The sequence below is a fragment of the Stenotrophomonas sp. 05L413 genome (assembly GCF_056397945.1).
This window is the reverse complement of sequence record NZ_JBFTOL010000003.1, coordinates 443,570-464,677: the sequence shown is the minus strand read 5'-3', so window position 1 is coordinate 464,677 and position 21,108 is coordinate 443,570. Positions and strand designations below refer to the sequence as shown.

24 protein-coding genes are annotated in these 21,108 nt (G+C 67.3%); 11 read left to right on the top strand and 13 right to left on the bottom strand.

Going from position 1 to position 21,108, the window contains the following annotated elements:
* Window positions 1-35 precede the first annotated feature (35 nt).
* Window positions 36-1,400, top strand: a complete 1,365-nt coding sequence (locus AC1DIQ_RS09030) for an NAD-dependent succinate-semialdehyde dehydrogenase (protein WP_478049885.1) — start codon at window positions 36-38, stop codon at window positions 1,398-1,400.
* A gap of 192 nt (window positions 1,401-1,592) precedes the next feature.
* Here AC1DIQ_RS09030 and AC1DIQ_RS09025 read toward each other — a convergent pair whose 3' ends face one another.
* From AC1DIQ_RS09025 to miaB, 8 genes are all read right to left on the bottom strand, one after another.
* A complete protein-coding gene (locus tag AC1DIQ_RS09025; RefSeq protein ID WP_121041637.1) occupies window positions 1,593-2,591 on the bottom strand; it encodes a magnesium and cobalt transport protein CorA in 999 nt (332 codons plus the stop codon).
* A 15-nt stretch (window positions 2,592-2,606) separates the two neighbouring features.
* Window positions 2,607-3,848, bottom strand: a complete 1,242-nt coding sequence (locus tag AC1DIQ_RS09020) for a lipoprotein N-acyltransferase Lnb domain-containing protein (RefSeq protein WP_478049884.1) — start codon at window positions 3,846-3,848, stop codon at window positions 2,607-2,609.
* A gap of 8 nt (window positions 3,849-3,856) precedes the next feature.
* Window positions 3,857-4,738 carry an HlyC/CorC family transporter gene (locus AC1DIQ_RS09015; protein WP_121041641.1) on the bottom strand — a complete coding sequence of 294 codons (882 nt, stop codon included), beginning with the start codon at window positions 4,736-4,738 and terminating at the stop codon, window positions 3,857-3,859.
* 65 nt (window positions 4,739-4,803) lie between these two features.
* Window positions 4,804-5,397 (bottom strand): hypothetical protein, encoded by a 594-nt coding sequence (locus AC1DIQ_RS09010; RefSeq protein WP_478049883.1) that lies wholly within the window; start codon window positions 5,395-5,397, stop codon window positions 4,804-4,806.
* 81 nt (window positions 5,398-5,478) lie between these two features.
* Entirely contained in the window at window positions 5,479-6,165 is a 687-nt protein-coding gene (locus tag AC1DIQ_RS09005) for a hypothetical protein (RefSeq protein ID WP_147433897.1), read from the bottom strand.
* A 55-nt stretch (window positions 6,166-6,220) separates the two neighbouring features.
* A complete protein-coding gene (gene ybeY / locus AC1DIQ_RS09000) occupies window positions 6,221-6,706 on the bottom strand; it encodes an rRNA maturation RNase YbeY (RefSeq protein WP_121041647.1) in 486 nt (161 codons plus the stop codon).
* Window positions 6,703-7,689, bottom strand: coding sequence for a PhoH family protein (locus AC1DIQ_RS08995; protein ID WP_176989570.1), 987 nt, complete (start codon window positions 7,687-7,689; stop codon window positions 6,703-6,705). The genes ybeY and AC1DIQ_RS08995 overlap by 4 nt, the downstream gene beginning before the upstream one ends.
* A 237-nt stretch (window positions 7,690-7,926) precedes the next feature.
* Entirely contained in the window at window positions 7,927-9,390 is a 1,464-nt protein-coding gene (miaB, locus tag AC1DIQ_RS08990) for a tRNA (N6-isopentenyl adenosine(37)-C2)-methylthiotransferase MiaB (RefSeq protein WP_282263519.1), read from the bottom strand.
* Window positions 9,391-9,509: 119 nt separating this feature from the next.
* On the opposite strand from miaB, the gene AC1DIQ_RS08985 reads away from it, so the two are divergent.
* From AC1DIQ_RS08985 to AC1DIQ_RS08960, 6 genes are all read left to right on the top strand, one after another.
* The gene (locus tag AC1DIQ_RS08985) at window positions 9,510-10,490 is read left to right on the top strand and encodes a lytic transglycosylase domain-containing protein (protein ID WP_478049882.1); all 981 of its coding nucleotides are present in this window, start codon (window positions 9,510-9,512) and stop codon (window positions 10,488-10,490) included.
* A gap of 171 nt (window positions 10,491-10,661) precedes the next feature.
* Window positions 10,662-11,282, top strand: a complete 621-nt coding sequence (petA, locus tag AC1DIQ_RS08980) for a ubiquinol-cytochrome c reductase iron-sulfur subunit (RefSeq protein ID WP_019186259.1) — start codon at window positions 10,662-10,664, stop codon at window positions 11,280-11,282.
* Between the two features lie 2 nt (window positions 11,283-11,284).
* Entirely contained in the window at window positions 11,285-12,544 is a 1,260-nt protein-coding gene (locus tag AC1DIQ_RS08975; protein WP_121041653.1) for a cytochrome b, read from the top strand.
* A 37-nt stretch (window positions 12,545-12,581) separates the two neighbouring features.
* Entirely contained in the window at window positions 12,582-13,283 is a 702-nt protein-coding gene (locus tag AC1DIQ_RS08970; RefSeq protein WP_478049910.1) for a cytochrome c1, read from the top strand.
* A 160-nt stretch (window positions 13,284-13,443) separates the two neighbouring features.
* Window positions 13,444-14,079, top strand: coding sequence for a glutathione S-transferase N-terminal domain-containing protein (locus AC1DIQ_RS08965; protein WP_019186262.1), 636 nt, complete (start codon window positions 13,444-13,446; stop codon window positions 14,077-14,079).
* A 152-nt stretch (window positions 14,080-14,231) separates the two neighbouring features.
* Window positions 14,232-14,675, top strand: coding sequence for a ClpXP protease specificity-enhancing factor (locus AC1DIQ_RS08960; RefSeq protein WP_121041657.1), 444 nt, complete (start codon window positions 14,232-14,234; stop codon window positions 14,673-14,675).
* Window positions 14,676-14,709: 34 nt separating this feature from the next.
* Here AC1DIQ_RS08960 and AC1DIQ_RS08955 read toward each other — a convergent pair whose 3' ends face one another.
* From AC1DIQ_RS08955 to AC1DIQ_RS08940, 4 genes are all read right to left on the bottom strand, one after another.
* Entirely contained in the window at window positions 14,710-15,066 is a 357-nt protein-coding gene (locus tag AC1DIQ_RS08955; RefSeq protein WP_019186192.1) for a DUF3301 domain-containing protein, read from the bottom strand.
* Between the two features lie 84 nt (window positions 15,067-15,150).
* Window positions 15,151-16,284 carry a DUF2272 domain-containing protein gene (locus AC1DIQ_RS08950; RefSeq protein ID WP_478049881.1) on the bottom strand — a complete coding sequence of 378 codons (1,134 nt, stop codon included), beginning with the start codon at window positions 16,282-16,284 and terminating at the stop codon, window positions 15,151-15,153.
* A gap of 67 nt (window positions 16,285-16,351) precedes the next feature.
* Window positions 16,352-17,212, bottom strand: a complete 861-nt coding sequence (gene nadC / locus AC1DIQ_RS08945) for a carboxylating nicotinate-nucleotide diphosphorylase (protein WP_478049880.1) — start codon at window positions 17,210-17,212, stop codon at window positions 16,352-16,354.
* On the bottom strand, window positions 17,209-17,478 hold the full coding sequence (locus tag AC1DIQ_RS08940) for a Trm112 family protein (protein WP_019186189.1): 270 nt from the start codon (window positions 17,476-17,478) through the stop codon (window positions 17,209-17,211). Before AC1DIQ_RS08940 ends, nadC begins: the two co-directional genes overlap by 4 nt.
* A 59-nt stretch (window positions 17,479-17,537) precedes the next feature.
* Between AC1DIQ_RS08940 and purE the strand changes: the two genes are divergently transcribed.
* The gene (gene purE / locus AC1DIQ_RS08935) at window positions 17,538-18,041 is read left to right on the top strand and encodes a 5-(carboxyamino)imidazole ribonucleotide mutase (protein WP_019186188.1); all 504 of its coding nucleotides are present in this window, start codon (window positions 17,538-17,540) and stop codon (window positions 18,039-18,041) included.
* Complete coding sequence (locus AC1DIQ_RS08930; RefSeq protein WP_478049879.1) at window positions 18,038-19,186, top strand: 5-(carboxyamino)imidazole ribonucleotide synthase; 1,149 nt, start codon at window positions 18,038-18,040, stop codon at window positions 19,184-19,186. Before purE ends, AC1DIQ_RS08930 begins: the two co-directional genes overlap by 4 nt.
* Window positions 19,187-19,221: 35 nt before the next feature.
* Here AC1DIQ_RS08930 and AC1DIQ_RS08925 read toward each other — a convergent pair whose 3' ends face one another.
* Window positions 19,222-19,803 carry a superoxide dismutase gene (locus tag AC1DIQ_RS08925; RefSeq protein WP_478049878.1) on the bottom strand — a complete coding sequence of 194 codons (582 nt, stop codon included), beginning with the start codon at window positions 19,801-19,803 and terminating at the stop codon, window positions 19,222-19,224.
* A gap of 162 nt (window positions 19,804-19,965) precedes the next feature.
* Here AC1DIQ_RS08925 and grxD point away from each other — a divergent pair, with 162 nt between their 5' ends.
* Together grxD and AC1DIQ_RS08915 are read left to right on the top strand one after the other, a co-directional pair.
* On the top strand, window positions 19,966-20,286 hold the full coding sequence (grxD, locus tag AC1DIQ_RS08920; protein ID WP_019186185.1) for a Grx4 family monothiol glutaredoxin: 321 nt from the start codon (window positions 19,966-19,968) through the stop codon (window positions 20,284-20,286).
* The gene (locus AC1DIQ_RS08915; protein WP_152151460.1) at window positions 20,283-21,023 is read left to right on the top strand and encodes an SDR family NAD(P)-dependent oxidoreductase; all 741 of its coding nucleotides are present in this window, start codon (window positions 20,283-20,285) and stop codon (window positions 21,021-21,023) included. Before grxD ends, AC1DIQ_RS08915 begins: the two co-directional genes overlap by 4 nt.
* The last annotated feature ends 85 nt before the right edge of the window (window positions 21,024-21,108 follow it).

Below are 21,108 nucleotides of genomic sequence, written 5' to 3'. Positions count from 1 at the left end.
GCGCACACTACGGGTCTGACTTTTGGAGACCCGCGATGACCGCTGACATCATCAATCCCGCGACCGGCCAGGTCACGTATCGCCATGAACTGCTCACCGCCACGGAGGTCGAGCAGCGCCTGGCCGCGGCCGCCGAGGCGTTCCCGGCCTGGTCAGCGCGTTCGCTGCAGGAGCGCGGGGCGATCCTGCGCGCCATCGCGGCCCAGCTGCGCCAGCGCAAGGGGGACATCCAGCAGGCGATGACCACCGAGATGGGCAAGCTCAAGGGGGAAGCGCTGGGTGAGATCGACAAATGCGCCGAGGCCTGCGAGTTCTACGCCGATCACGCGGCCGACTACCTCAAGCCGCAGCTGATCGATACCGAGGCCCAGTGCAGCTACGTGCGCTACGAGCCGATCGGCTGTGTGTTCGCGGTGATGCCGTGGAACTTCCCGATCTGGCAGGTATTCCGTTTCCTTGCGCCGGCGTTCATGGCCGGCAATGTGGCGCTGCTCAAGCACGCCAGCAACGTGCCGCAATGCGCCGACCTGATCCTGGCGGTGTGCCGCGATGGTGGGCTCCCCGAGGGCGTGTTCGATGTGCTGCATATCGACAACGACCAGGCCGCCGAGGTGCTGCGCGACAAGCGGGTCAAGGCGGTCACGCTGACCGGCAGCGAGCGCGCCGGGCGGTCGATTGCGGCCAATGCCGGTGACCAGCTCAAAAAGTGCGTGATGGAGCTGGGCGGCAGCGATGCCTTCGTGGTGCTGGACGATGCCGATCTGGACAAGACGGTGGCCGCAGCGGTGAAGTCGCGCTTCGACAACAGTGGCCAGACCTGCATCGCGGCCAAGCGCTTCATCGTGGTCGATGCGATCGCCGATGCGTTCGTGGAGAAGTTCGTCGCCGCCGCCGGCAAGCGTGTCTACGGCGATCCGCAGGACGAGAAGACCACGCTCGCGCCGATGGCGCGCGCGGACCTGCGCGACGAGCTGCACAAGCAGGTGCAGGACAGCATCGCCAAGGGCGCCACGCTGCTGCTCGGCGGTGAGCCGGTAGCCGGCTCGCATGCGGGCTACCCGGCCACCATCCTGGACAACGTGACGCCCGGCATGCCGGCCTATGACGAAGAACTGTTCGGCCCGGCCGCCGCGATCCTGCGCGTCAGCGATGACGCCGAAGCACTGCGCGTGGCCAACGACACCACCTTCGGCCTGGGAGGCAGCGTGTGGACCACCGATGCGGCGCGCGGCGAAGCCATCGCCCAGCAGCTGGAATGCGGTGCCGCCTTCGTCAACGCCATCGTCAAGAGCGACGTACGCCTCCCCTTCGGCGGCAGCAAACGCTCCGGCTTCGGCCGTGAACTCGCCGAACATGGCATCCATGAGTTCATGAACATCAAGACCGTTTACGTGGCCTGATGCCATGAACCGGGTAGTGCCGGCCGCTGGCCGGCTCACGCCCATGCCCCGGACGGCCGCGAACATGAGATGAGGGTCATGCCACCGGAGGAGCCGGCCAGCGGCCGGCACTACCCACCGTCGTGGCCAGCCGTCGCCCGCCGTAGCCAGCAACGGTCACCACCGTAGCGACCAACGGTCGCCTACCTACACCTACAACCAGCGCGCACGCTTGAACAAGCGGTACAGCCCCACGCACACCGCACCGACGCCGATGATCATCGCCGGGTAAGCCCACGGCTTGTCCAGCTCGGGCATGTTCGTGAAGTTCATGCCATACCAGCTGGTGATCAAGGTCGGGGCGGCCAGCAGCGCCGCCCAGGCGCCCAGGCGCTTGACCGTCTCGCCCTGCGCCAGCGTCACCAGCGACAGGTTGACGCTCAGCGCGGTACCCAGCATTTCGCGCAGGGTGTCGATCACATCACTGATCCGCACGGCGTGGTCATGCACATCGCGCAGGTACAGCTTCACTTCGTCCGGCACCAGCTCGCCCTGGTAGCGCTTGATCTGCGAGAGCATGTCCTGCAGCGGTGCGACGGCCATGCGCATCTTGTTGAGCTCGCGCTTGAGCTCGTACAGCCGCACCACGGTCTGGCGCTTGTAGTTGTCGGAGAAGATGTCCTTCTCCAGCAGCTCCAGCGTGTCGCGGTAGCGCTGGGTGATCGGCAGGTAGTTGTCGACCACGAAATCCAGCACCGCATACAGGCAGTACGACGGGCCCATCGTGCGCAGCAGCTCCGGCTCGCGCTCCACGCGGGCGCGCGGGGCGGCATAGGACAGCGATGCGCCATGGCGCACCGTGACCAGGAAGCGCGGCCCGAGGAAGGCGTGGGTCTCGCCGTAGCGGATCCGCTCGTCCACCATCTGCGCGGTCGTGACCACCACGAACAGCGAATTGCCGTAGGCCTCCACCTTGGGCCGCTGATGCGCATTGCGGGCGTCTTCGATGGCCAGCGAGTGCAGGCCGAATTCTTCCTGCAGCTTCAGCAGCACGCTGTCGTCGGGTTCGTACAGCCCCACCCACACGAAGCCGTTGTCGCTGGCGATCACATCGCTGATCGCATCCAGGCCGATGTCGTGGCGCTTGCCCTGGTCATCGTAGTGAACGCAGTTGATGACGCAGGCGGGGTTTTCAGGTGTGACGGTATCCATGGCGGGCATCGTGCGTCAGCGGCCCGTGACGGGCAGGTCACGGCGGCTCAGCACCCATGCCAGCGCCACGTGGATGGGCAGCAACAGCACGATCCACTGCAGGTTGTACTGCGCCTGCAAGGTCAGCCAATGCAGCACCAGGCCGAGCAGCGACACGCCGGCGACCGCCCACAGCACGAACCGGAACCACGCGCGCGGCACGCGGCCGCGCAGCAGGGTGATCGCAGCGGGAACGAGCAGCAGGCACAGCGGCGAGAGCTGCAGCAGGTTGCGGTTGGCCCAGGCGGCCTGGTGCGCACTGAAGCCCCACAGGTAGGTCAGCAGGGCGCCGCCAATGCCGCAGAACAGCCAGAACGGCAGCGCCAGGCCACCCAGCAGCCGGTGCCGGCGGCGCAGTGCAACCACACCCGCAGCGGCGATCAGGCCGCACAGCAGCCACGGCCACCAGCGGCGCGGGGACTCGGTCGGCTCCGGGGCGATCCGGTGCGGCAGCAGTTCCTGCTCGGCCTGCACCAGCGGGCGACCTTCGCTGTTGCGCACCTGGCGCAGCGCATCGGCCAGGCGCATCGGCACGAAGGCTTCCTGCCAACGCGACAGCGGCTGGTCGGCGAACGGCCCCAGGCCGATATCGAAGCCCAGCCACATCCACGGCGACGGCGAAGCCAGGCGCACCGATTCACTGCGGTAGGTGTTGCCGCGCGAGCGCCCGGACAGCTGCGAATGCAGCCCGCCGCCCAACGCGCCGTCGATCGCATCGCGGACCATGGTGGCGCAGTTGGCGGTGTAGTAATCGTAGTGGTAACGCGCGTTCTCGGGCTTGGCCCGCTCGGCCAGCGACGCGGCCAGGGTACGCGCCTGCGCAGGCGTCAGATCCAGCCACTGCACGCTCGCACCGCGGCCGCTCTCCTGGTAGTACGACAGGTCCTGCCCAAGCGGCAGCGCGACCAGGTAGTACATCATGTCGCCGCGCACGAAGTTGCCGATGAAATCGGACTCGCTCGGGTCGAAGTAACCGAAGTTGTACGAGGTGGCGTCGCCGGTGACCGGATCGACTACGACCAGTGCGTCATGTCCAAAGCGTTCAAAGAAGATCTCGCCCGGCTGCATGGTGACCACGCCGATGCGTGGCGCCTCGGCGGAAGTGGCCGGGGCGGCATCCTGCGCGGCCAGCGCCCCGAAGGGCAGGCTGGCCATCGCAAGCAGCGACAACACGAACAACAGGCGGCACGGCGACCACCGATTCAAAGGGGGCCGCATGGCGTGGGTCAATCCTCGTTGTGGGTGTCGGGCGGCAGCACGGTCACATGGAACGCCTGCACGCGTCGGGCATCGGCACGCGCCACCCGGAACACGAAGCGGTCCAGGGTGAGCTCGTCGCCGGTTTCAGGCAGGTGCCCGATCGCCTCGGTGACCAGGCCACCGATGGTGTCGTAATCATCGTCGGGGAACGTGGCACCGAAGCGCTCGTTGAAATCCTCGATCGCGGTCAATGCATCGACCACGTACTGGCCGTCGGCCTGGATCGCGATCTGCGAGGTGTGGTCCTCTGCCTCGTCGTGCTCATCGTCGATCTCGCCGACGATCTGTTCCAGCACGTCCTCGATGGTAACCAGCCCGGCGACACCGCCGTACTCATCGACCACGATGGCCATGTGGTTGCGCGAGAGCCGGAACTCCTTGAGCAGCACGTTGAGCTTCTTGGCCTCGGGGATCAGCACCGCCGGGCGCAGCAGCTCACGGATGTTGGCCGGCCCGTTGTCGGCCACCACGCCGCGCAGCAGGTCCTTGGCCAGCAGGATGCCGAGGATGTCGTCCTTGTTGTCGCCGTGCACCGGGAAGCGCGAATGGCCGGATTCGACCACCTGCTTCATCAGGTCAAGGAAGGGGGCTTCGACCGGCAGGGAGACCATCTGCGAGCGCGAGATCATCACGTCGCCGACGGTGAGCTCGGCCACCGAAATGGCGCCTTCCATCATCCGCAGCGTGTCGGCGGCGATCAGGCCGTCTTCGTGCGCGGTGTGCAGTACCGCCACCAGTTCGTCGCGGGTGTGGGGTTCGCCGGAGAAGGCAGCGGTCAGGCGTTCGAGCCAGCTGCGCTTCTTTTCATTGTGCTCCTGGGTGGAGCTACTACTGTCGTCTTCAGACATCTCTGGAAAAAAAGGCACCCGGCGTGCCGGGCGTTGGATTTAGTCTATCAGGATGCGGGCGCCTGTCAGCGCCCGGCCGAGGGCGGATTCACGCCCGGCAAGGGGGCCGGGGCGGCGCCCGCCGGTGGGGTGTCTTCCTCCGGTGGCAGGTCCAGGCTGTAGGTACAGCCGGCCAAGGTCTTGCCGGGGTGGGATTTGACCGTGGACAGGCTCAGGATCACCGATTCGATCAGGGCCTCGCCGGTACGCGGGTCGGTGACGTCGCGGCTGACCAGCTCGCGCCCGGCCATGAACTTCGCCGGGGTATCCACGCCGTCTTCCAGGGCCAGGCGCTTGGCCAGCGGGCGTGGGTCGGCCAGGTCCAGGATCGCCATGATGCTGGCGCCGGCCACCGTGATGTACTCGGCACGCTCGCCGAACACCGTGATCGGGGCGGCCAGGCGGAATTCGGTCATGAACTGGTTGGTCTGCGGCAGCGGCTGCAGGCCGTTGGCGACCGCCTTGAGCGGGTCGGCCACGACCGGGGCGACGGCATCGTAATCGCTCACGCTCTTGCGGCATTCAATCAAGGAGGGCAGGTCCAGCGGCGCCGCCTCGGCGAAGGCCGGGGTGGGCAGCAGGGCGAGCAGGCCCAGGCAGGCACATCGGAACGGGATCATCGGAACAGGTCCATCAACTAAGGCGTGCAGCGCACGGACGCGGCGACGATCATAGCCGGCACCGGCCGGCGGTGGCAGGCGTCAACGACGGCGGAACAGCCAGCGCAGGGTGGCGGAGAAGGTGACCACCGCGATTCCCGCCGCCCACAGCACCAGGGCCGCGGCAGCCAGATGCAGCGCGCCCGGCCCGTCGGCGGTGGCCGACAGTAGCGCGCGCCCGAACACCAGGGCGAATGCAGCGGCAAGGACGAACAGGAGCGCGACCTGCACCGGCCGCGCGTGGAAGGTCGATGACTGCGCCGGGGAGGCGCCGTCGCGACGTGACCAGCGATACAGCGTGCGCCAGCCCAGCGGCGCCACCAGCGCGGCCGCCAGCCCCGACCAGATCACCACGCTCAGGCCGGCGGCGCTGAGGGTCGCTTCGTCAGCACCGGCCAGCAGATGCGGCAGGATCAGGCCCGCCACCACGCAGGTCAGCGTGCCCAGCACGAACACGCCGGCAGCCAGGCCGGCCAGACGTCCGGCCCATGCGGCGGACAAGGGGGCGCGTCGCTGCCGCGCCGCCCACCAGCTTCGCGCGGGCGCCAACGACAGCACGGCGATCACCGCCGACAGCGCAAGCATGCCCAGCTGCAGCGCGCCCGGGTCACGGCCGGCCGGCGTCAGCGCGGCGAGCCCGGGGGCACCGATCGCGGCGTACAGCAATCCCACCCACGACAGTGCGAGCAGCACGGGGCCCAGTACAGAGCGACGATCAGGAACCAGCATGGCGGCATACATCCTTGTATGGTTGAGCAATCAGTGCACGCAACGCAGGGGACGCTCAGCGTTCGCCGGCATACGGATCGGCAATGCCCAGCTCGGCCAGGATGTCCCGCTCGAGTTGTTCCATGGCGTCGGCTTCTTTCTCGTCCTCATGGTCCCAGCCGAGCAGATGCAGCACGCCGTGCACGGTCAGGTGCGCGTAGTGGGCGTTGAGCGCCTTGCCCTGCTCGTCGGCCTCGCGGGCGACCACCGGGGCGCAGATCACAAGATCGCCGAGCAGTGGGAACTTCACGCCCTTGGGCAGACCCTCCGGCAGTTCGGCCGGGAAGCTGAGCACGTTGGTCGCGTAATCCTTGCCGCGGTAGTGCCGGTTCAAGGACTGCCCTTCCTTGGCATCGACCAGACGGATCGCCAGGTCGGCCTCGCGGATGCGGCCCTTCAGTGCGGCGGCCACCCACTTGCGGAAGCTCACCGCCGAGGGCAGGCCAGCCCGGGGCAGGGCGTAGCTGATGGCGACGTCCAGTCGCACGGGACCACGGGTCATGGGGTCGCTCCGGGTTGGACCTGCTGCAGATCGCGGCGGTCGTAGGCGCTGACGATGCGGGCCACCAGCGGGTGACGGACCACGTCGCGCGCTTCGAAAAAGGTGAAGCTCACGCCCTCGACATCACGCAGCACATCGATCGCATCGCGCAGGCCGGACTTCACGTGCTTGGGCAGATCGGTCTGGGTGAGGTCGCCGGTCACCACGGCCGTGGAGCCGAAGCCCAGGCGGGTCAGGAACATCTTCATCTGCTCGACCGTGGTGTTCTGCGCTTCGTCCAGGATCACGTACGCATCGTTGAGCGTGCGGCCGCGCATGTAGGCCAGCGGCGCGATCTCGATGACGTTCTTCTCCAGCAGCTTGAGCACTTTCTCCACGCCGAGCATTTCGTACAGCGCGTCGTAGAGCGGCCGCAGATACGGGTCCACTTTCTGGCTCAGGTCGCCGGGCAGGAAGCCCAGCTTCTCGCCGGCTTCCACCGCCGGGCGGACCAGGATCAGGCGCTGCACGCGCGCTTCATTGAGCGCTTCCACCGCGCTGGCCACGGCCAGGAAGGTCTTGCCGGTGCCGGCCGGGCCGATGCCGAAGTTGATGTCATGCGTGGTGATCTGGTGCAGGTAGCGGGCCTGGTTGGCGCCGCGGCCGCGCACGGTGCCGCGCTTGACCTTGATCGCCACGTCCTGGGCCTCGTAGGCGCGCTCGACCACATGCTCCACGTTGGCCTGGTTCAGCCGCAGGTGGATGGCATGGCTGTCGAACACCACGTCGCCGGCTTCGGCGTACAGCGCTTCGATCAGGGCCTGCGCATCGGCCACCACGGCCTTGGGGCCGGTCACGCGGAACACGTGGCCACGGTTGGCGATTTCCACGCCGAGTTTGAGTTCCACCTGGCGGAGATGTTCATCGAACGGACCGGCCATGTTGGCCAGGCGCTCGTTGTCTTCCGGGGTGAGGGTGAAGTCGCGTTGTGCGAGTGCGGTCATTGCGTCCGGCGGCCGCCGGTCCAGCCGACCGGGCCGCAAGCAGGGAAAGGGAGAACAGGGTAGCGCGGGTGTGGGGCTGCCGCTACAGCACCGGCGGAAAGTGGTTTTCCACAGGGGCTGTGCAATGCCGGTGCAGCAACCTGTGGATAGGTGGCGCCAGCCCTACTGCGGCAACGGGTTCGATTGCGTGGTCAAAAAAGCGTCAACGATGGCCGGACCGCGGTCCGGCCATTGAGCTCAGTCTGCCGTCACCATCCGCGCGCGCAGCGAGTTGCTGTACGCCTCGGTGATCACCACATCCACGAACTGGCCAATCAGGCGTGGGTGCCCCGGGAAATTCACCGAGCGCATGTTCTCGCTCTTGCCGGTCAACTCGTTCGGGTTGCGCTTGGACGGACCCTCCACCAGCACGGTCTGCACGGTGCCGACCATCTTTTCCGAGATGGCTGCAGCCTGCTCGTTGATCCGGGCCTGCAGGCGCGACAGGCGCGCGTGCTTTTCCGCATCGGGGGTGGTGTCTTCCAGATCGGCGGCGGGCGTGCCCGGGCGGCGCGAGTAGATGAAGGAGAAGCTCTGGTCGAAACCCACGTCCTCGATCAGCTTCATGGTCTTTTCGAACTCAGCATCGGTCTCGCCGGGGAAACCGACGATGAAATCCGAGCTGATCGAGATGTCCGGACGCACCGCGCGCAGCTTGCGGATTTTGGACTTGAACTCCAGCGCGGTGTAGCCACGCTTCATCGCCGAGAGCACGCGGTCGCTGCCGGCCTGCACGGGCAGGTGCAGGAAGTTGGCCAGCTGCGGCACATCACGGTAGGCATCGATCAGCGAATCGCTGAACTCCAGCGGGTGCGAGGTGGTGAAGCGGATCCGGCCGACGCCGTCGATCTCGGCGATGGTGCGGATCAGCAGGCCCAGGTCGGCGAACTCGCCGTCGCCATACGGGCCGCGGTAGGCGTTGACGTTCTGGCCGAGCAGGTTGATCTCCAGCACACCCTGCGCGGCCAGCTGCGCCACTTCCACCACCACGTCCTCGAACGGGCGGCTGACCTCGGTGCCGCGGGTATAGGGCACCACGCAGAACGAGCAGTACTTCGAGCAGCCTTCCATGATCGAGACGAACGCGGAGGCACCCTCGGCACGCGGCTCGGGCAGGGCATCGAACTTCTCGATCTCCGGGAAGCTGATGTCCACCTGCGATTTGCCCGATTCACGGCGCTGGCGGATCAGCTCCGGCAGGCGGTGCAGGGTCTGCGGGCCGAACACCAGGTCCACGTGTGGCGCGCGCTTGATGATCGCCTCGCCTTCCTGCGAAGCCACGCAGCCGCCGACCCCGATGATCACGCCACGGCCGTTGTTCTTCAGTGCCTTCCAGTAACCCAGCTGGCTGAACACCTTCTCCTGGGCCTTCTCGCGGATCGAGCAGGTGTTCATCAACAACACGTCGGCCTCGGCCGGGTCGTCGGTGAGTTCCAGCCCTTCCGAGGCGGCGAGCACGGCGGCCATCTTGGTCGAGTCGTACTCGTTCATCTGGCAACCGTGGGTCTTGATGTACAGCTTGCCGCGCACCGGACCGGTCACCTGCGGCGTGGCGCCGGGCAGGGGGAGCAGATCGGGGCGGGGGGCGGAGCTGGGCGGAGCAGAGGCAGGCAAGGCAGAACCGGCCGAAGTCGGCGCGGTCGAAGCTGGCGTCCCGGTCATGGCGCTTATTCCAGTCGGGTGGGCGGGCAGGCAGCCGGATGGCTGCGGTGAGCAGGCCATTGTAGCCGGGTCGGGCGCCCCCCTTGGCAATCCCCGGCGAATTGGGGACACTCCCGCTCATGAAGGGGATGTTGGGGATCGCTGCGCTGGCCTTGGCTGCGCTGACCGCTATGCCGGCCAGTGCGGGCACCCTGTACAAGTGTGTTGGTGCCGACGGCATTCCCAGCTATGTGAGCAAGCGCGTGGGCGGGGCCAGCTGCAGCGTGATCAGCAGCTACCGGCCCGACCGCAGCGCGCCCCGCCGGGCCCCGACTGCGCCGCCCGCGCCGCCCGTGCCGACCCCGGTCGCCCAGATCGCCAGCGCCACACCTGCAGCGGGGGGCACCGCCGCGCCGGTCCGGGCCGATACCGCCACGGTCGCCACCGCGATCACGCCCGCCCCGGTTCCGGCTCCGGCTCCGGCCGCCGTGCTGACCGCGCCGCCCACCCGGGCCCCCGCAGCCGGCAAGGCTGGGCAGGTCCGCAGCGGTCAGCTCTATTCGTATATGAAGGACGGCGTGCGCCATTACACCAGCGCACGTCCGGCCCAGATGGCCAGCCTCGGGCAGGTCCGCACCATCCATTACACCTTCATCGAACGCTGCTATGCCTGTGGCGCGAACCCCTCGGTCAACTTCGGCTCGGTCCGCCTCAACACCACGGCCTATCAGAGCGAGATCGCCGCGGCCGCCCGGGAGTTCGGGGTGGAAGAAGCGATCGTGCGCGCGATCATCCATGCCGAGTCCGCCTACAACCCACTGGCGCTGAGCCGGGCCGGCGCGCAGGGCCTGATGCAGCTGATGCCGCCCACCGCGCGTCGCTTCGGAGTCAGTGATTCCTATGATGCTTCGCAGAACATCCGCGGCGGCGTGCAGTACCTGTCGTGGCTGCTCAAACGCTTCAATGGCGACCTGACCCTCGCCGCCGCGGGCTACAACGCGGGCGAGGGCGCGGTAGCCCGTCATGGCGGCGTGCCCCCTTACAGCGAGACCCAGTATTACGTGAAGCGGGTGGCCGTATTGGCCGACCGCTATCGAAGTGCGGTCGCCACCCAGCAATAACCCATGGCGCCGGTGGTACCTGATGCCGTACTGTCGGGGTAATGTCGTTCCGTAGTACCGCGTTGTGTGGCCGACTTCGGTTCAGCTACACTCGCGGCTGATTCAATGTGGACTGGCCCCCACCGGTCTGCTGGCAGCCTCAAGCTACCTAAATCAATATCGGAGTGCCGGATGGCCAACGATGGGGTAAACGATCCAGTCAACACTGGACGTCGGCGGTTTCTCTCAGCAACCACTGCGGTGGTCGGAGCGGTCGGCGTCGGATTTGCAGCGGTACCGTTCATCAAGTCCTGGAATCCCAGCGCCCGCGCCAAACTGGCCGGTGCCCCGGTGATTGCCGACATCAGTGCGCTCCAGGAAGGCCAGCGTCTGGTCATGGAGTGGCGTGGGCAGCCGATCTGGATCGTCAAGCGCTCCAAGGCCATCCTCGATGCGCTGCACGGGCTGGACGGCCGCCTGAAGGATCCCGAGTCGGGCGAGAAGGAACAGCAGCCCGAGTACGTGCTCAAGCAGAATCCCGAATTCCGTTCGATCAAGGCCGAGGTCTCGGTGCTGGTCGGGCTGTGCACCCATCTGGGCTGTTCGCCGGAAATGGTCGCCGAGATCCGCCCCGAGCCCTACGACCCGCAGTGGAAGGGCGGCTACTTCTGCCCCTGCCACAAGTCGCGTTTCGATATGTCCGGTCGCGTGTTCAAGGATGTTCCGGCACCGATCAACCTGCTGGTGCCGCCGCACCATTACCAGGACGACAACACCATCATCATCGGCGTTGATCCGCAGGGGGCGGCTTGATCATGGCCAATATCCTTTCCCGCACCGCCACCGGACTGGCCGACTGGGTCAACGCCCGCGCGCCGGGCCTGATGCCGGTCTACCGCAAGCATGTCAGCGAGTATTACGCGCCGAAGAACTTCAACATCTGGTACTACTTCGGTTCGCTGGCGCTGCTGATCCTGGTCAACCAGATCGTCACCGGCATCTTCCTGACGATGCACTACAAGACGAACGCGGCCGAAGCGTTCGCTTCCATCGAATACATCATGCGGGACGTGGAGTGGGGCTGGCTGATCCGCTACATGCACTCCACCGGTGCCTCGCTGTTCTTCATCGTGGTCTACCTGCACATGTTCCGCGGCCTGCTCTATGGCAGTTACCAGAAGCCGCGCGAACTGGTCTGGATCCTCGGCATGCTGATCTACCTGGTGCTGATGGCCGAGGCCTTCATGGGCTACGTGCTGCCGTGGGGCCAGATGTCGTTCTGGGGCGCGAAGGTGATCATCTCGCTGTTCGGCGCGATCCCGGTGATCGGCACCGGCCTGACCGAATGGATCATGGGCGACTACCTGCCCAGCGACGCCACCCTCAACCGCTTCTTCGCCCTGCACGTGATCGCACTGCCGCTGGTGCTGTTGCTGCTGGTGGTGCTGCATCTGGGCGCGCTGCATGAAGTGGGCTCCAACAACCCGGACGGCGTGGAGATCAAGAAGGGCCCGAAGGGCAACCGCTGGTCGGCCATCGCGCCTACCGATGGCATTCCCTTCCATCCTTACTACACGCTCAAGGATGCGGTCGGCGCCGGCTTCCTGCTGATCATCGCCGCCTTCATCATCTTCTTCGCCCCGGCCTTCGGCGGGTTGTTCCTGGAGCACGACAACTTCACCGAGGCCAACCGCCTGGTGACGCCCGAGCACATCAAGCCGGTCTGGTACTACACCCCGTATTACGCGATGTTGCGCGTGGTGCCCAACAAGCTCGGTGGTGTGATCGTGATGTTCTCGGCGATCGCCATCCTGTTCCTGGTGCCGTGGCTGGACCGCGCGCGGGTGAAGTCCTACCGCTACCGCGGCCTGCTCTCGCGCGGCCTGCTGGGCATGTTCGCGGTGTGCTTCGTGTGGCTGGGCGTGATCGGCTCCGGCCCGGGTACGGATGCGCACGAGACCTACATCGGGCGCGTGCTGACCTTCCTGTATTTCGCCTTCTTCATCACCATGCCGCTATGGACCAAGCTGGACAGGACCAAGCCGGTACCGGACCGGGTGACCACGCATGACTGACCACTGGATTGTCCGGCTGGCCTGCGCGGCGGCGCTGATGTTCGGTGTCGCGGTGGCCGATGCCGCCGAGGGCGCCAAGACCCTGCAGGCAGGCAATGACCTGAGCGATCGTGCCTCGCTGCAACGCGGCGCACAGCTTTACATGAACTACTGCTCCGGCTGCCACGCGCTGAAATACCTGCGCTACTCGCGCATGGCCGCCGATCTCGGGCTGAGCGAAGAAGAGGTCATGAACAACCTCAACTTCACCGGCACCCCGGTGGGTGAGCCGATTCCGGTGACGATGCCCAAGGCGCAGGCCGAGAAGTGGTTCGGCAAGATGCCGCCGGATCTGAGCCTGATCTCGCGCGTGCGGGGCAGCGACTGGGTCTACACCTACCTCAAATCGTTCTACCTGGATCCCACGCGGCCGCTGGGCTGGAACAACACCGTGTTCCCCAACGCCTCCATGCCCAACCCCCTGTGGGAAATGCAGGGGTTGCAGCATGCGGTGCACGGCAAGGCCGAAGGCCCCGGGCTGGATGCACCGGTGGTTGGGCTGAAGATCGAACAGCCGGGCAACATCGATGCCGGGCAGTACGATCAGGTGGTGCGCGATATCACCAACTTCCTGGAGTATGCCGGCGAGCCGGCGGCCCTCAAACGCCAGAAGCTGGGCGTGTGGGTGATCCTGTTCCTGGCGCTGCTGACCTTCCTGGCCTATCTGCTCAAGAAGGAATACTGGAAGGACGTCCACTGAGCGGCCGGGCGCCTTCCCGTGTCGATCGTTCCTGCCGTGGGACGATCGACCTATTGGCTTTTGTGATGTGCGGTTGCACACTCGGGTACTGTGACGACCGTTGGCAATGGGCTGGCGGCGCCGATACGACCGGCGGTTACCGGACGTTGGAGAGCCTTTGATGGCGGCGAGCGTACGCATGCGGAATACCCTGACGCTGTTTTCCTCGAACGACGATGTGCTGTGCCATCGCGTGCGGCTGGTACTGGCGGCCAAGGGCGTCACTTATGACTCCGTGCCGGTCGACCCGCAGAACCCGCCCGAAGATCTCATCGATCTCAATCCGTACCACTCCGTGCCCACCCTGGTGGAACGCGAGCTGGTGCTGTACGCGGCGTCGGTGGTCAGCGAATACCTGGACGAGCGCTATCCGCACCCGCCGCTGATGCCGGTCGATCCGCTCTCGCGGGCCCGCATCCGCCTGGCGATGTTGCGCATCGAACACGACTGGGTGCCACAGGTGCAGGCCATCCAGCTGGGCAACAAGACCCAGGCCGAGGCCGGGCGCAAACGCTTGAAGGAACTGCTGACCAGCGCGGTGCCGTTGTTCAAGGCCAGCAAGTTCTTCCTCAACCCGGAAATGAGCCTGGCCGACTGCGCGATGGCACCGATCATCTGGCGGCTGCAGGCACTGGACGTGCCGCTGCCGAAGGATGGCAAGTCGATCGAAGACTATGGCAACCGCATTTTCCGGCACCCCGGCTTCATCCGCAGCCTGACCGACCAGGAAAAGAAACTGCGCGATCTGCCGGTCTGATCGGGGTACGTGTGCCGCATGCGGCACACCCGTGTACTGAACGAAATCGCGGTGCCGGTACGCGCCATGGCTGACCTGCGGGTAGGCGGGCGCGTACACTTGCATCAGGCAATCCGGATCAAGAGCAGCCGAGCACGGCTCGGCTCTACCACATGACTGAAGACACTTTTCGCATGACCAGCCACCGCCCGTACCTGTTGCGGGCCTTGGTGGAATGGATCAATGACAACGACCTGACGCCGCATATCCTGGTCGACGCCGGCCTGCCTGGCGTGCAGGTGCCGCAGAGCGCGGTCAAGGATGGCCGCGTCGTGCTGAACATCGCCGAGCGCGCCGTGGTGCGCCTGCATATCGACAATGACAGCGTCAGCTTCTCGGCCCGCTTCTCCGGCACCAGCTACCCGGTGCAGGTGCCGATCTCGGCCGTGCTGGCCGTGTATGCCCGCGAGACGGGGCAGGGCATGGCGCTGCCGGATGACATCCCGGGCCATGAGCCGGGTCCGGACGATGAGCTGCCGCCGGACGATTCACCGACCCCGCCGGACGACGCACCGCCCAAGCCCAGCGGTCGCCCGCATCTGCGGGTGGTCAAATAAGATCCACCATGGCCGCCGCAAGGCGGCCATTTCATCAGACGTCCTCGGCATCGCGCGTATCGATATCGCGCCGGATCTCGCTGATCCGTGCCGCCGATGGCCCCACGAACGTGATCAGCTGATCACCGCGCAGCACCATGCGCCCGCTGTGGCGGTCCACGCCATCGTGCGAGTACTCGAACTTGAAGGTGCGCTCCCAGCCCAGCCAGCCGTTGTCCTTTCGGCATACGCGCAGGCCGGTGGCGTGCACGCTCTGGTCCAGCCACTGCACATCGGCAGCGCGGCAGGCATTGCGCCCAAGCACGCCAGCACGTTCGGCGGCGGCACGCGAAGAATTCCAGAAGGCGTAGGCAAACGCGCCGGCAATCATCAACAGGATCAAACTGGGCATCGGTGACTCGGCGCGGTCAGGGAGGTCGGTCCCTCCAAGATGGCGACGAATGCGGCGCGGATCAAGCCATCCGCGCGATCGCGATCAGGGCGTGCGCGGTGGCGGTGGCGGTGGCGGGACGGGTATCGGTGTCGGTGTGGGTGTCGGCGTCCGAGTCGGGCTCGCCGGCGGGGCCGGAACCGGGTTCGCGCTCGGGACCGGCGGACGGGGCGGCACCACGGTGGGCGCGCGCATCGGTGCCTGGGAAGCCGGGGCGGCCATCGGCGGTGCCGTCGCACCGGGAGCGGGCAGGGTCGCCGGGTCCGGAGCTCCCATCGGCACCGCCGCCGGCGCGGTGGCCACCAGTTTCAGCAGTGCGGCCCAGTCCTGGCGATTGAAGCTGCATTCCTCTTCGCGGCCCGGCGTGCAGCCCAGATCCACGCCATCGCCTGCATTGGCCTTCGCCGGCGGCAGTTCGATCCGGCCGCTGCGGTCCAGCGACAGTTTGCGCAACGCCACGGTGTTCATGACATTGCCACCAATCAGATACAGCGTGCGGTCGCCGCCCATGTTGGCCGCGATCACCACTTCACAGTGCGATTTCCAGTGCGTCACCGCGCCGCTGCCCAGCGACTGCACCAGCCCGGTGTAGCTCAGGGTCTCGCGGCGGTCGCGCAGGTAGCACAGCAGGTCGCCGGGCGCGGGTTTCTCCTGCGCCGGGTCGGTCAGCCGGTACGGCCCGCTGTTCTGGTAGGCCGCGCGGATGTAGTCGATGTGGCGGGGCGAGCGGGTGAAGCCGGGCACCGAGGCGCGGGTCATCACCCAGGAAATGAAGGCGGCCGACCACGGGTTGTCCACCAGGAACGCACGGCAGTCGCTATCGGTGTAGCGCGTGCCCGGTGGGGCCATGCAGCTCGATGCGCCGGGCTGGCTGCCCATCGGCGACAAGGTGCCGCTCTGCCGCCAGTAGCCGACCACCCGCTGCCACGCGACAAGGCCGTTGTCGGCCAGGTGGACGTCCTCGGCTTCGGTCACGCTGAGACTGGCCGCGCGGCCATCGCGATCGATGAAGGGCCGGTACCAGAGGCGGTGCTCATTGCACGCGGTCTGCACGATGGCCACGGCCAGCGGGCTCAGCCCGAACCGCGGGGGTACATCGCAGACCTCGGCGGCGGACGCCTGCGGCGGCAGCAGCGCGAACAGGGGAGACAGGCAGGCGAGAAGCGGCAGGCAGCGCATGCGTGCATTCCAGGTGGGGGCAGACGCAGCCTCGCAGACCGCATCTGCCCATACCGTGAAAGCGGCATCAGCCCTGTGGGGGCGGGCCCAGTTTCAATGACAGGTCGATTGCCTGCACATGCTTGGTCAGCCCGCCGATGGAGATGCAGTCCACGCCGTCCTCGGCGATCGCGCGCAGGCCGTCCAGGCCGACACTGCCGGACACCTCCAGCGGAATCCGCCCGGCCGCGATGCGCACGGCCTCGCGCCGCGTGGCGGCGTCGAAATCGTCGATGAGGATGCGGGTGCAGCCCACCGCCAGCGCCTCGCGCAGCTGGTCCAGGTCTTCGACCTCGACTACCAGCGGCAACGCCGGCCATTGCGCACGCGCCGCCAGCACCGCTGCGGTCAGTGAGCCGGCCGCACGGATGTGGTTTTCCTTGAGCATCACCGTGTCGAACAGGCCCAGGCGATGGTTGTCGCCGCCACCGCAGCGGACCGCGTATTTCTGCGCGACGCGCAGCCCGGGCAGGGTCTTGCGGGTGTCCAGGATCCGCGCGCCGGTACCGGCCACGGCCGCGACGTAGTGCGCGGTGGTGGTCGCCGTGCCGGACAGCGTCTGCAGGAAGTTCAACGAGGTCCGCTCGGCACTCACCAGGCTGCGGTTGCGACCCTGCAGCAGGGCCAGTACGGTGCCGGCGGCGACGCGGTCGCCCTCGGCCACGCGCCACTCGATCCGGACCTCTGGATCGAGCGCCCGGTGGGTCGCATCGAACCACGGGCGGCCGGCGATCACCGCGTCCTGCTTGCACAGCAGGTAGGCGCTGTCGGGGCGGTCGGGGAGCAGGGCGGCGGTGACATCACCGCTGCCGATGTCCTCGGCCAGTGCACGGGCCACATCGGCGGCCACCAGGGCGGCCTCGGGGGCCGGCACGGGGAGCTGGCTCATTTTTCCGGGAAATCGGCGATCTGGGCGGTGGCGATGGCCTCTTCGGCCAGCAGCACCGGGATGCCGTCGTCCACGCGGAACACCTGCTTGCGGTCACGGGTCAGCAGGGCCTCGCGCAGCGTCTGCGCCTGCGGGCTGCCATCGGCCTTGAGCACGGCACCGCTGCCGATCGCGCGGTTGAGCGCGTCCAGACCGGTGGCGTCGAGCAGGGACAGGGGCTGGCGCGTATCGGGCGAGCACAGGAGGTCGAGCAGCTTGCGATCCATGGATTCTTCGTCTTGCGTGGAAGACGGCTAGAATACGTCTTTAAGGCAGGTGACGGCCAATGACCCTCAACCAAACCGCGCCGCTCGTCGGCATCGTCATGGGATCCCGCTCGGATTGGGAAACCATGCAGCACGCCGCCCAGAAGCTGGATTCGCTGGGCGTTCCCTATGAAGTGAAAGTGGTTTCGGCGCACCGCACGCCGGACGTGCTGTTCACCTACGCCGAGCAGGCGGGCCAGCGTGGCCTGCGCGCGATCATCGCCGGTGCCGGCGGGGCCGCGCACCTGCCGGGCATGATCGCCGCCAAGACCGCCGTGCCGGTGCTGGGCGTGCCGGTGCAGTCCAAGGCGCTGAACGGCATGGATTCGCTGCTCTCGATCGTGCAGATGCCGGCCGGTATCCCGGTCGCCACCTTCGCCATCGGCAACGCCGGCGCCTCCAACGCGGCGTTGTTCGCAGCCGCCATGCTGGCCTCGGACCAGCCGGCGATCGGTGAAGCGCTCGAGGCCTTCCGCGCCCGCCAGACCGAAGATGTCATGGCCCACGACGATCCGCGTCAATGACGTCCAGGACCGTTGGCATTCTGGGCGGCGGTCAGCTCGCCCGCATGATGGTGCTGGCTGGTGCGCCGATGGGGCTGCGCTTCGAGCTGTTCGACCCGGCCGCCGATGCCTGTGGTGCCCAGGTGGCCCCGCTGCAGGTGGCCGCGTTCGAGGATGAGGCGGCCCTGGCTGCGTTCGCCGCCCGCGTGGACGTGGTGACCTTCGATTTCGAGAACGTGCCGGCGCGCAGCGCCACGTTCCTGGCCGAGCGCGTGCCGGTGTATCCCAATCCGGATGCGCTGGCCGTGGCCCAGGATCGGCTCAGCGAGAAGACCCTGTTCCAGTCGCTGGGCATCCCGCTGCCGGCCTTCGCCGATATCCGCAGCCGCGATGAACTGGCGGCCAAGGTCGCCGAGTTCGGCATGCCCTGCATCGTCAAGACCCGCCGGCTGGGCTATGACGGCAAGGGCCAGTTCCGGATTCGCAGCGCGGCCGACATCGACGCGGCATGGGAAACCCTCGGCAGCTACGTCGAAAAGACCGGCCTGATTCTGGAAGGCTTCGTCGCCTTTGATCGCGAGGTCAGCGTGGTGGCGGTCCGCGGGCAGGATGGCGAGTTCCGCGCCTGGCCGATCACCGGCAACTGGCACGTCAATGGCGTGCTCTCGGCCAGTCTGGCCCCGGCGCAGCTGCCGGCGGCCCAGTACGAGGCGGCCATCGGCTACGCACGTACGCTGGCCGAGCGCCTGGACTATGTTGGCGTGTTCGCGCTCGAACTGTTCTGCCGCGGCGATGAACTGCTGGCCAACGAGATGGCGCCGCGCGTGCACAACTCCGGCCACTGGACCATCGAAGGCAGCGAGACTTCGCAGTTCGAGAACCATCTGCGTGCCGTGCTTGGCCTCCCGCTGGGCGACACGCGCATGCTGGGCCATGCCTGCATGCTCAACTGGATCGGCCAGATGCCCGGTGCCGCGGCCGTGCTCGGCCAGGCCAGCGGCCATTGGCACGATTACGGTAAGCAGGCGCGGGACGGCCGCAAGGTCGGCCATGCCACGCTGCGCGATGATGATGCGGCGGCGCTGGCCGGTGCATTGGAAAGCGTCGGTGCGCAGCTCGATCGCGGTGAGCAGGTCGCGCCGGTGATCGAGATCCTGCGCGGTTGAGCATCGGGTAGTGCCGGCCGTTGGCCGGCACCGCCTCAATCGCGCAATTGCGCGGTGACGAAGTCCCAGTTCACCAGTTTCCAGAACGCCTCCAGATAGCGTGAGCGCTCATTCTGGTAGTCGGTGTAATACGCGTGTTCCCACACATCGCAGGCCAGCAGCGGAGTGCTTTCGCCCGTCAGCGGCGTGCCCGCATTGCGCGTGGCCTGGATCGCCAGTGCGCCATTGGGGTGCTGCACCAGCCACACCCAGCCCGAGCCGAACAGGCGCAGTGCGGCGCGGTCGAAGGCCTCGCGCAGGCGCTTGGCATCCCCGAAATGACGGGTCACCAGTTCACCCAGCCGGCCCTGCGGATCGCCACCGGCGCGCGGGTGCAGGCACTGGAAATAGAACTGGTGGTTCCAGGCCTGTGCCGCGGCATCGAACAGGCTGCCCTGGCTCTGGCGGACGATCTCCTCCAGCGGCAGCTCGGCCAGCTCCGTGCCTTCAATACGTGCGTTCACCGTATCCAGGTAGCCACGGAAGTGGCGCCCGTGGTGCAGGTCCAGTGTCTCCGCCGACAGGTGAGGCTGAAGGGCGGCGCGGTCGTAGGGAAGGCGGGGCAATTCGAGGGGCATGGGCACGACAGATTGGGAAGGGAGAGCGCCGATCCATGGCGGATCGTCATCAGTGTGGCCGATGGCAGGGTGCCCACCACCCGAAGGTAGGGCATACAATGGCGGCCAGGGAAGTCTATCCGACCGGTGAGGCCGGGTTGTCCCATTGGAGGGAGAGTCGTTGTGGCGGTGATGCAGCAGATCCAGTCCGAAGTCGAACGTTACCCCCTCGTGTTGTTCATGAAGGGCACGCCGCAATATCCCATGTGCGGCTTTTCCAGCCGTGCCATCCAGGCGTTGATGGCCGCCGGCGCGATCGCGCTGCGCACGGTCAACGTCCTGGAAGAACCCGAGATCCGCGCCAACCTGCCGCGCTTCTCCAACCTGCCGACCTTCCCGCAGCTGTTCATTCACGGCGAGCTGATCGGCGGCTGCGACATCGTGCTGGAGCTGTTCGAATCCGGCGAGCTCAAGCGCATCGTCGAAGAGGCTTCCCAGCCGTGAGTGCGGTCCCGTCCGTGGTGGTCGGGACCGGATCGCTCGCCGATCGCGTCATTCTTATCGCCGGGGCCGGGGGAGGCTTTGGTAGCGCCGCCGCTGTCGCCTGCGCGCAGGCCGGGGCAACCGTGGTCCTGCTGGGGCGCAAACCCCGCCGCCTGGACCGGGTCTACGCCGCCGTCGAGGCTGCCGGCCCCGAGCCGCTGCTGTATCCGCTGGATCTGGAAGGCGCCACCCCGGACGATTACGCCACCCTGGCCGAGCGCCTGCACTCCGAGCTCGGTCATCTGGATGGGGTGCTCTACTGCGCGGCCGATTTCGCCGGGCTGACCCCGTTCGAGCTGGCCGACCCGGCCGCCTTTGCCCGCGCCGTGCATGTGAACCTGACCGCGCCGGCCTGGCTGGCCCAGGCCTGCCTGCCGCTGCTGCGCCAGAGTGACGATGCCGCGCTGGTATTCACCGTGGATGACCCGGCGCGGGTAGGGCAGGCGTATTGGGGCGGCTACGGCGCGGCCCAGCACGGACTGCGCGGCCTGATCGCCTCCCTGCATGACGAACTCGGCCGCAGCCCGGTGCGGGTCAGCGGCCTGCAGCCCGGCCCGATGCGTACGGCGCTGCGCGCCCGTGCCTTCTCCCTGGACGAAGACCGCACCGCCCGTGACCCGGCCGAGTGCGCCGCCGCGGCGGTCATGCTGCTGTCCGCCGCCGGCGCTGCCCATCGCGGCCAGATTCTCGAGGCCTGAGGGCGGGAAGGGCGTCACCGTCGGGTGACCGTGCCCAGGGCGACCGTGCCCAGGGCCGTCCCACGGCTGTCAGGTAGTGCCGGCC

Bases quoted from the DNA above. Each gene is read 5' to 3' on its own strand.
- AC1DIQ_RS09030 (WP_478049885.1), top strand. From the start codon at position 36: ATGACCGCTGACATCATCAATCCCGCGACCGGCCAGGTCACGTATCGC.
- AC1DIQ_RS08925 (WP_478049878.1), bottom strand. From the start codon at position 19,803: ATGCCCCTCGAATTGCCCCGCCTTCCCTACGACCGCGCCGCCCTTCAG.
- AC1DIQ_RS09025 (WP_121041637.1), bottom strand. From the start codon at position 2,591: ATGGATACCGTCACACCTGAAAACCCCGCCTGCGTCATCAACTGCGTT.
- petA (WP_019186259.1), top strand. From the start codon at position 10,662: ATGGCCAACGATGGGGTAAACGATCCAGTCAACACTGGACGTCGGCGG.
- AC1DIQ_RS08965 (WP_019186262.1), top strand. From the start codon at position 13,444: ATGGCGGCGAGCGTACGCATGCGGAATACCCTGACGCTGTTTTCCTCG.
- miaB (WP_282263519.1), bottom strand. From the start codon at position 9,390: ATGACCGGGACGCCAGCTTCGACCGCGCCGACTTCGGCCGGTTCTGCC.
- AC1DIQ_RS08960 (WP_121041657.1), top strand. From the start codon at position 14,232: ATGACTGAAGACACTTTTCGCATGACCAGCCACCGCCCGTACCTGTTG.
- AC1DIQ_RS08970 (WP_478049910.1), top strand. From the start codon at position 12,582: ATGTTCGGTGTCGCGGTGGCCGATGCCGCCGAGGGCGCCAAGACCCTG.
- AC1DIQ_RS08955 (WP_019186192.1), bottom strand. From the start codon at position 15,066: ATGCCCAGTTTGATCCTGTTGATGATTGCCGGCGCGTTTGCCTACGCC.
- nadC (WP_478049880.1), bottom strand. From the start codon at position 17,212: ATGAGCCAGCTCCCCGTGCCGGCCCCCGAGGCCGCCCTGGTGGCCGCC.
- AC1DIQ_RS09020 (WP_478049884.1), bottom strand. From the start codon at position 3,848: ATGCGGCCCCCTTTGAATCGGTGGTCGCCGTGCCGCCTGTTGTTCGTG.
- AC1DIQ_RS08930 (WP_478049879.1), top strand. From the start codon at position 18,038: ATGACGTCCAGGACCGTTGGCATTCTGGGCGGCGGTCAGCTCGCCCGC.
- AC1DIQ_RS08975 (WP_121041653.1), top strand. From the start codon at position 11,285: ATGGCCAATATCCTTTCCCGCACCGCCACCGGACTGGCCGACTGGGTC.
- purE (WP_019186188.1), top strand. From the start codon at position 17,538: ATGACCCTCAACCAAACCGCGCCGCTCGTCGGCATCGTCATGGGATCC.
- AC1DIQ_RS09015 (WP_121041641.1), bottom strand. From the start codon at position 4,738: ATGTCTGAAGACGACAGTAGTAGCTCCACCCAGGAGCACAATGAAAAG.
- AC1DIQ_RS09010 (WP_478049883.1), bottom strand. From the start codon at position 5,397: ATGATCCCGTTCCGATGTGCCTGCCTGGGCCTGCTCGCCCTGCTGCCC.
- AC1DIQ_RS08940 (WP_019186189.1), bottom strand. From the start codon at position 17,478: ATGGATCGCAAGCTGCTCGACCTCCTGTGCTCGCCCGATACGCGCCAG.
- AC1DIQ_RS09005 (WP_147433897.1), bottom strand. From the start codon at position 6,165: ATGCTGGTTCCTGATCGTCGCTCTGTACTGGGCCCCGTGCTGCTCGCA.
- ybeY (WP_121041647.1), bottom strand. From the start codon at position 6,706: ATGACCCGTGGTCCCGTGCGACTGGACGTCGCCATCAGCTACGCCCTG.
- AC1DIQ_RS08985 (WP_478049882.1), top strand. From the start codon at position 9,510: ATGAAGGGGATGTTGGGGATCGCTGCGCTGGCCTTGGCTGCGCTGACC.
- AC1DIQ_RS08995 (WP_176989570.1), bottom strand. From the start codon at position 7,689: ATGACCGCACTCGCACAACGCGACTTCACCCTCACCCCGGAAGACAAC.
- AC1DIQ_RS08950 (WP_478049881.1), bottom strand. From the start codon at position 16,284: ATGCGCTGCCTGCCGCTTCTCGCCTGCCTGTCTCCCCTGTTCGCGCTG.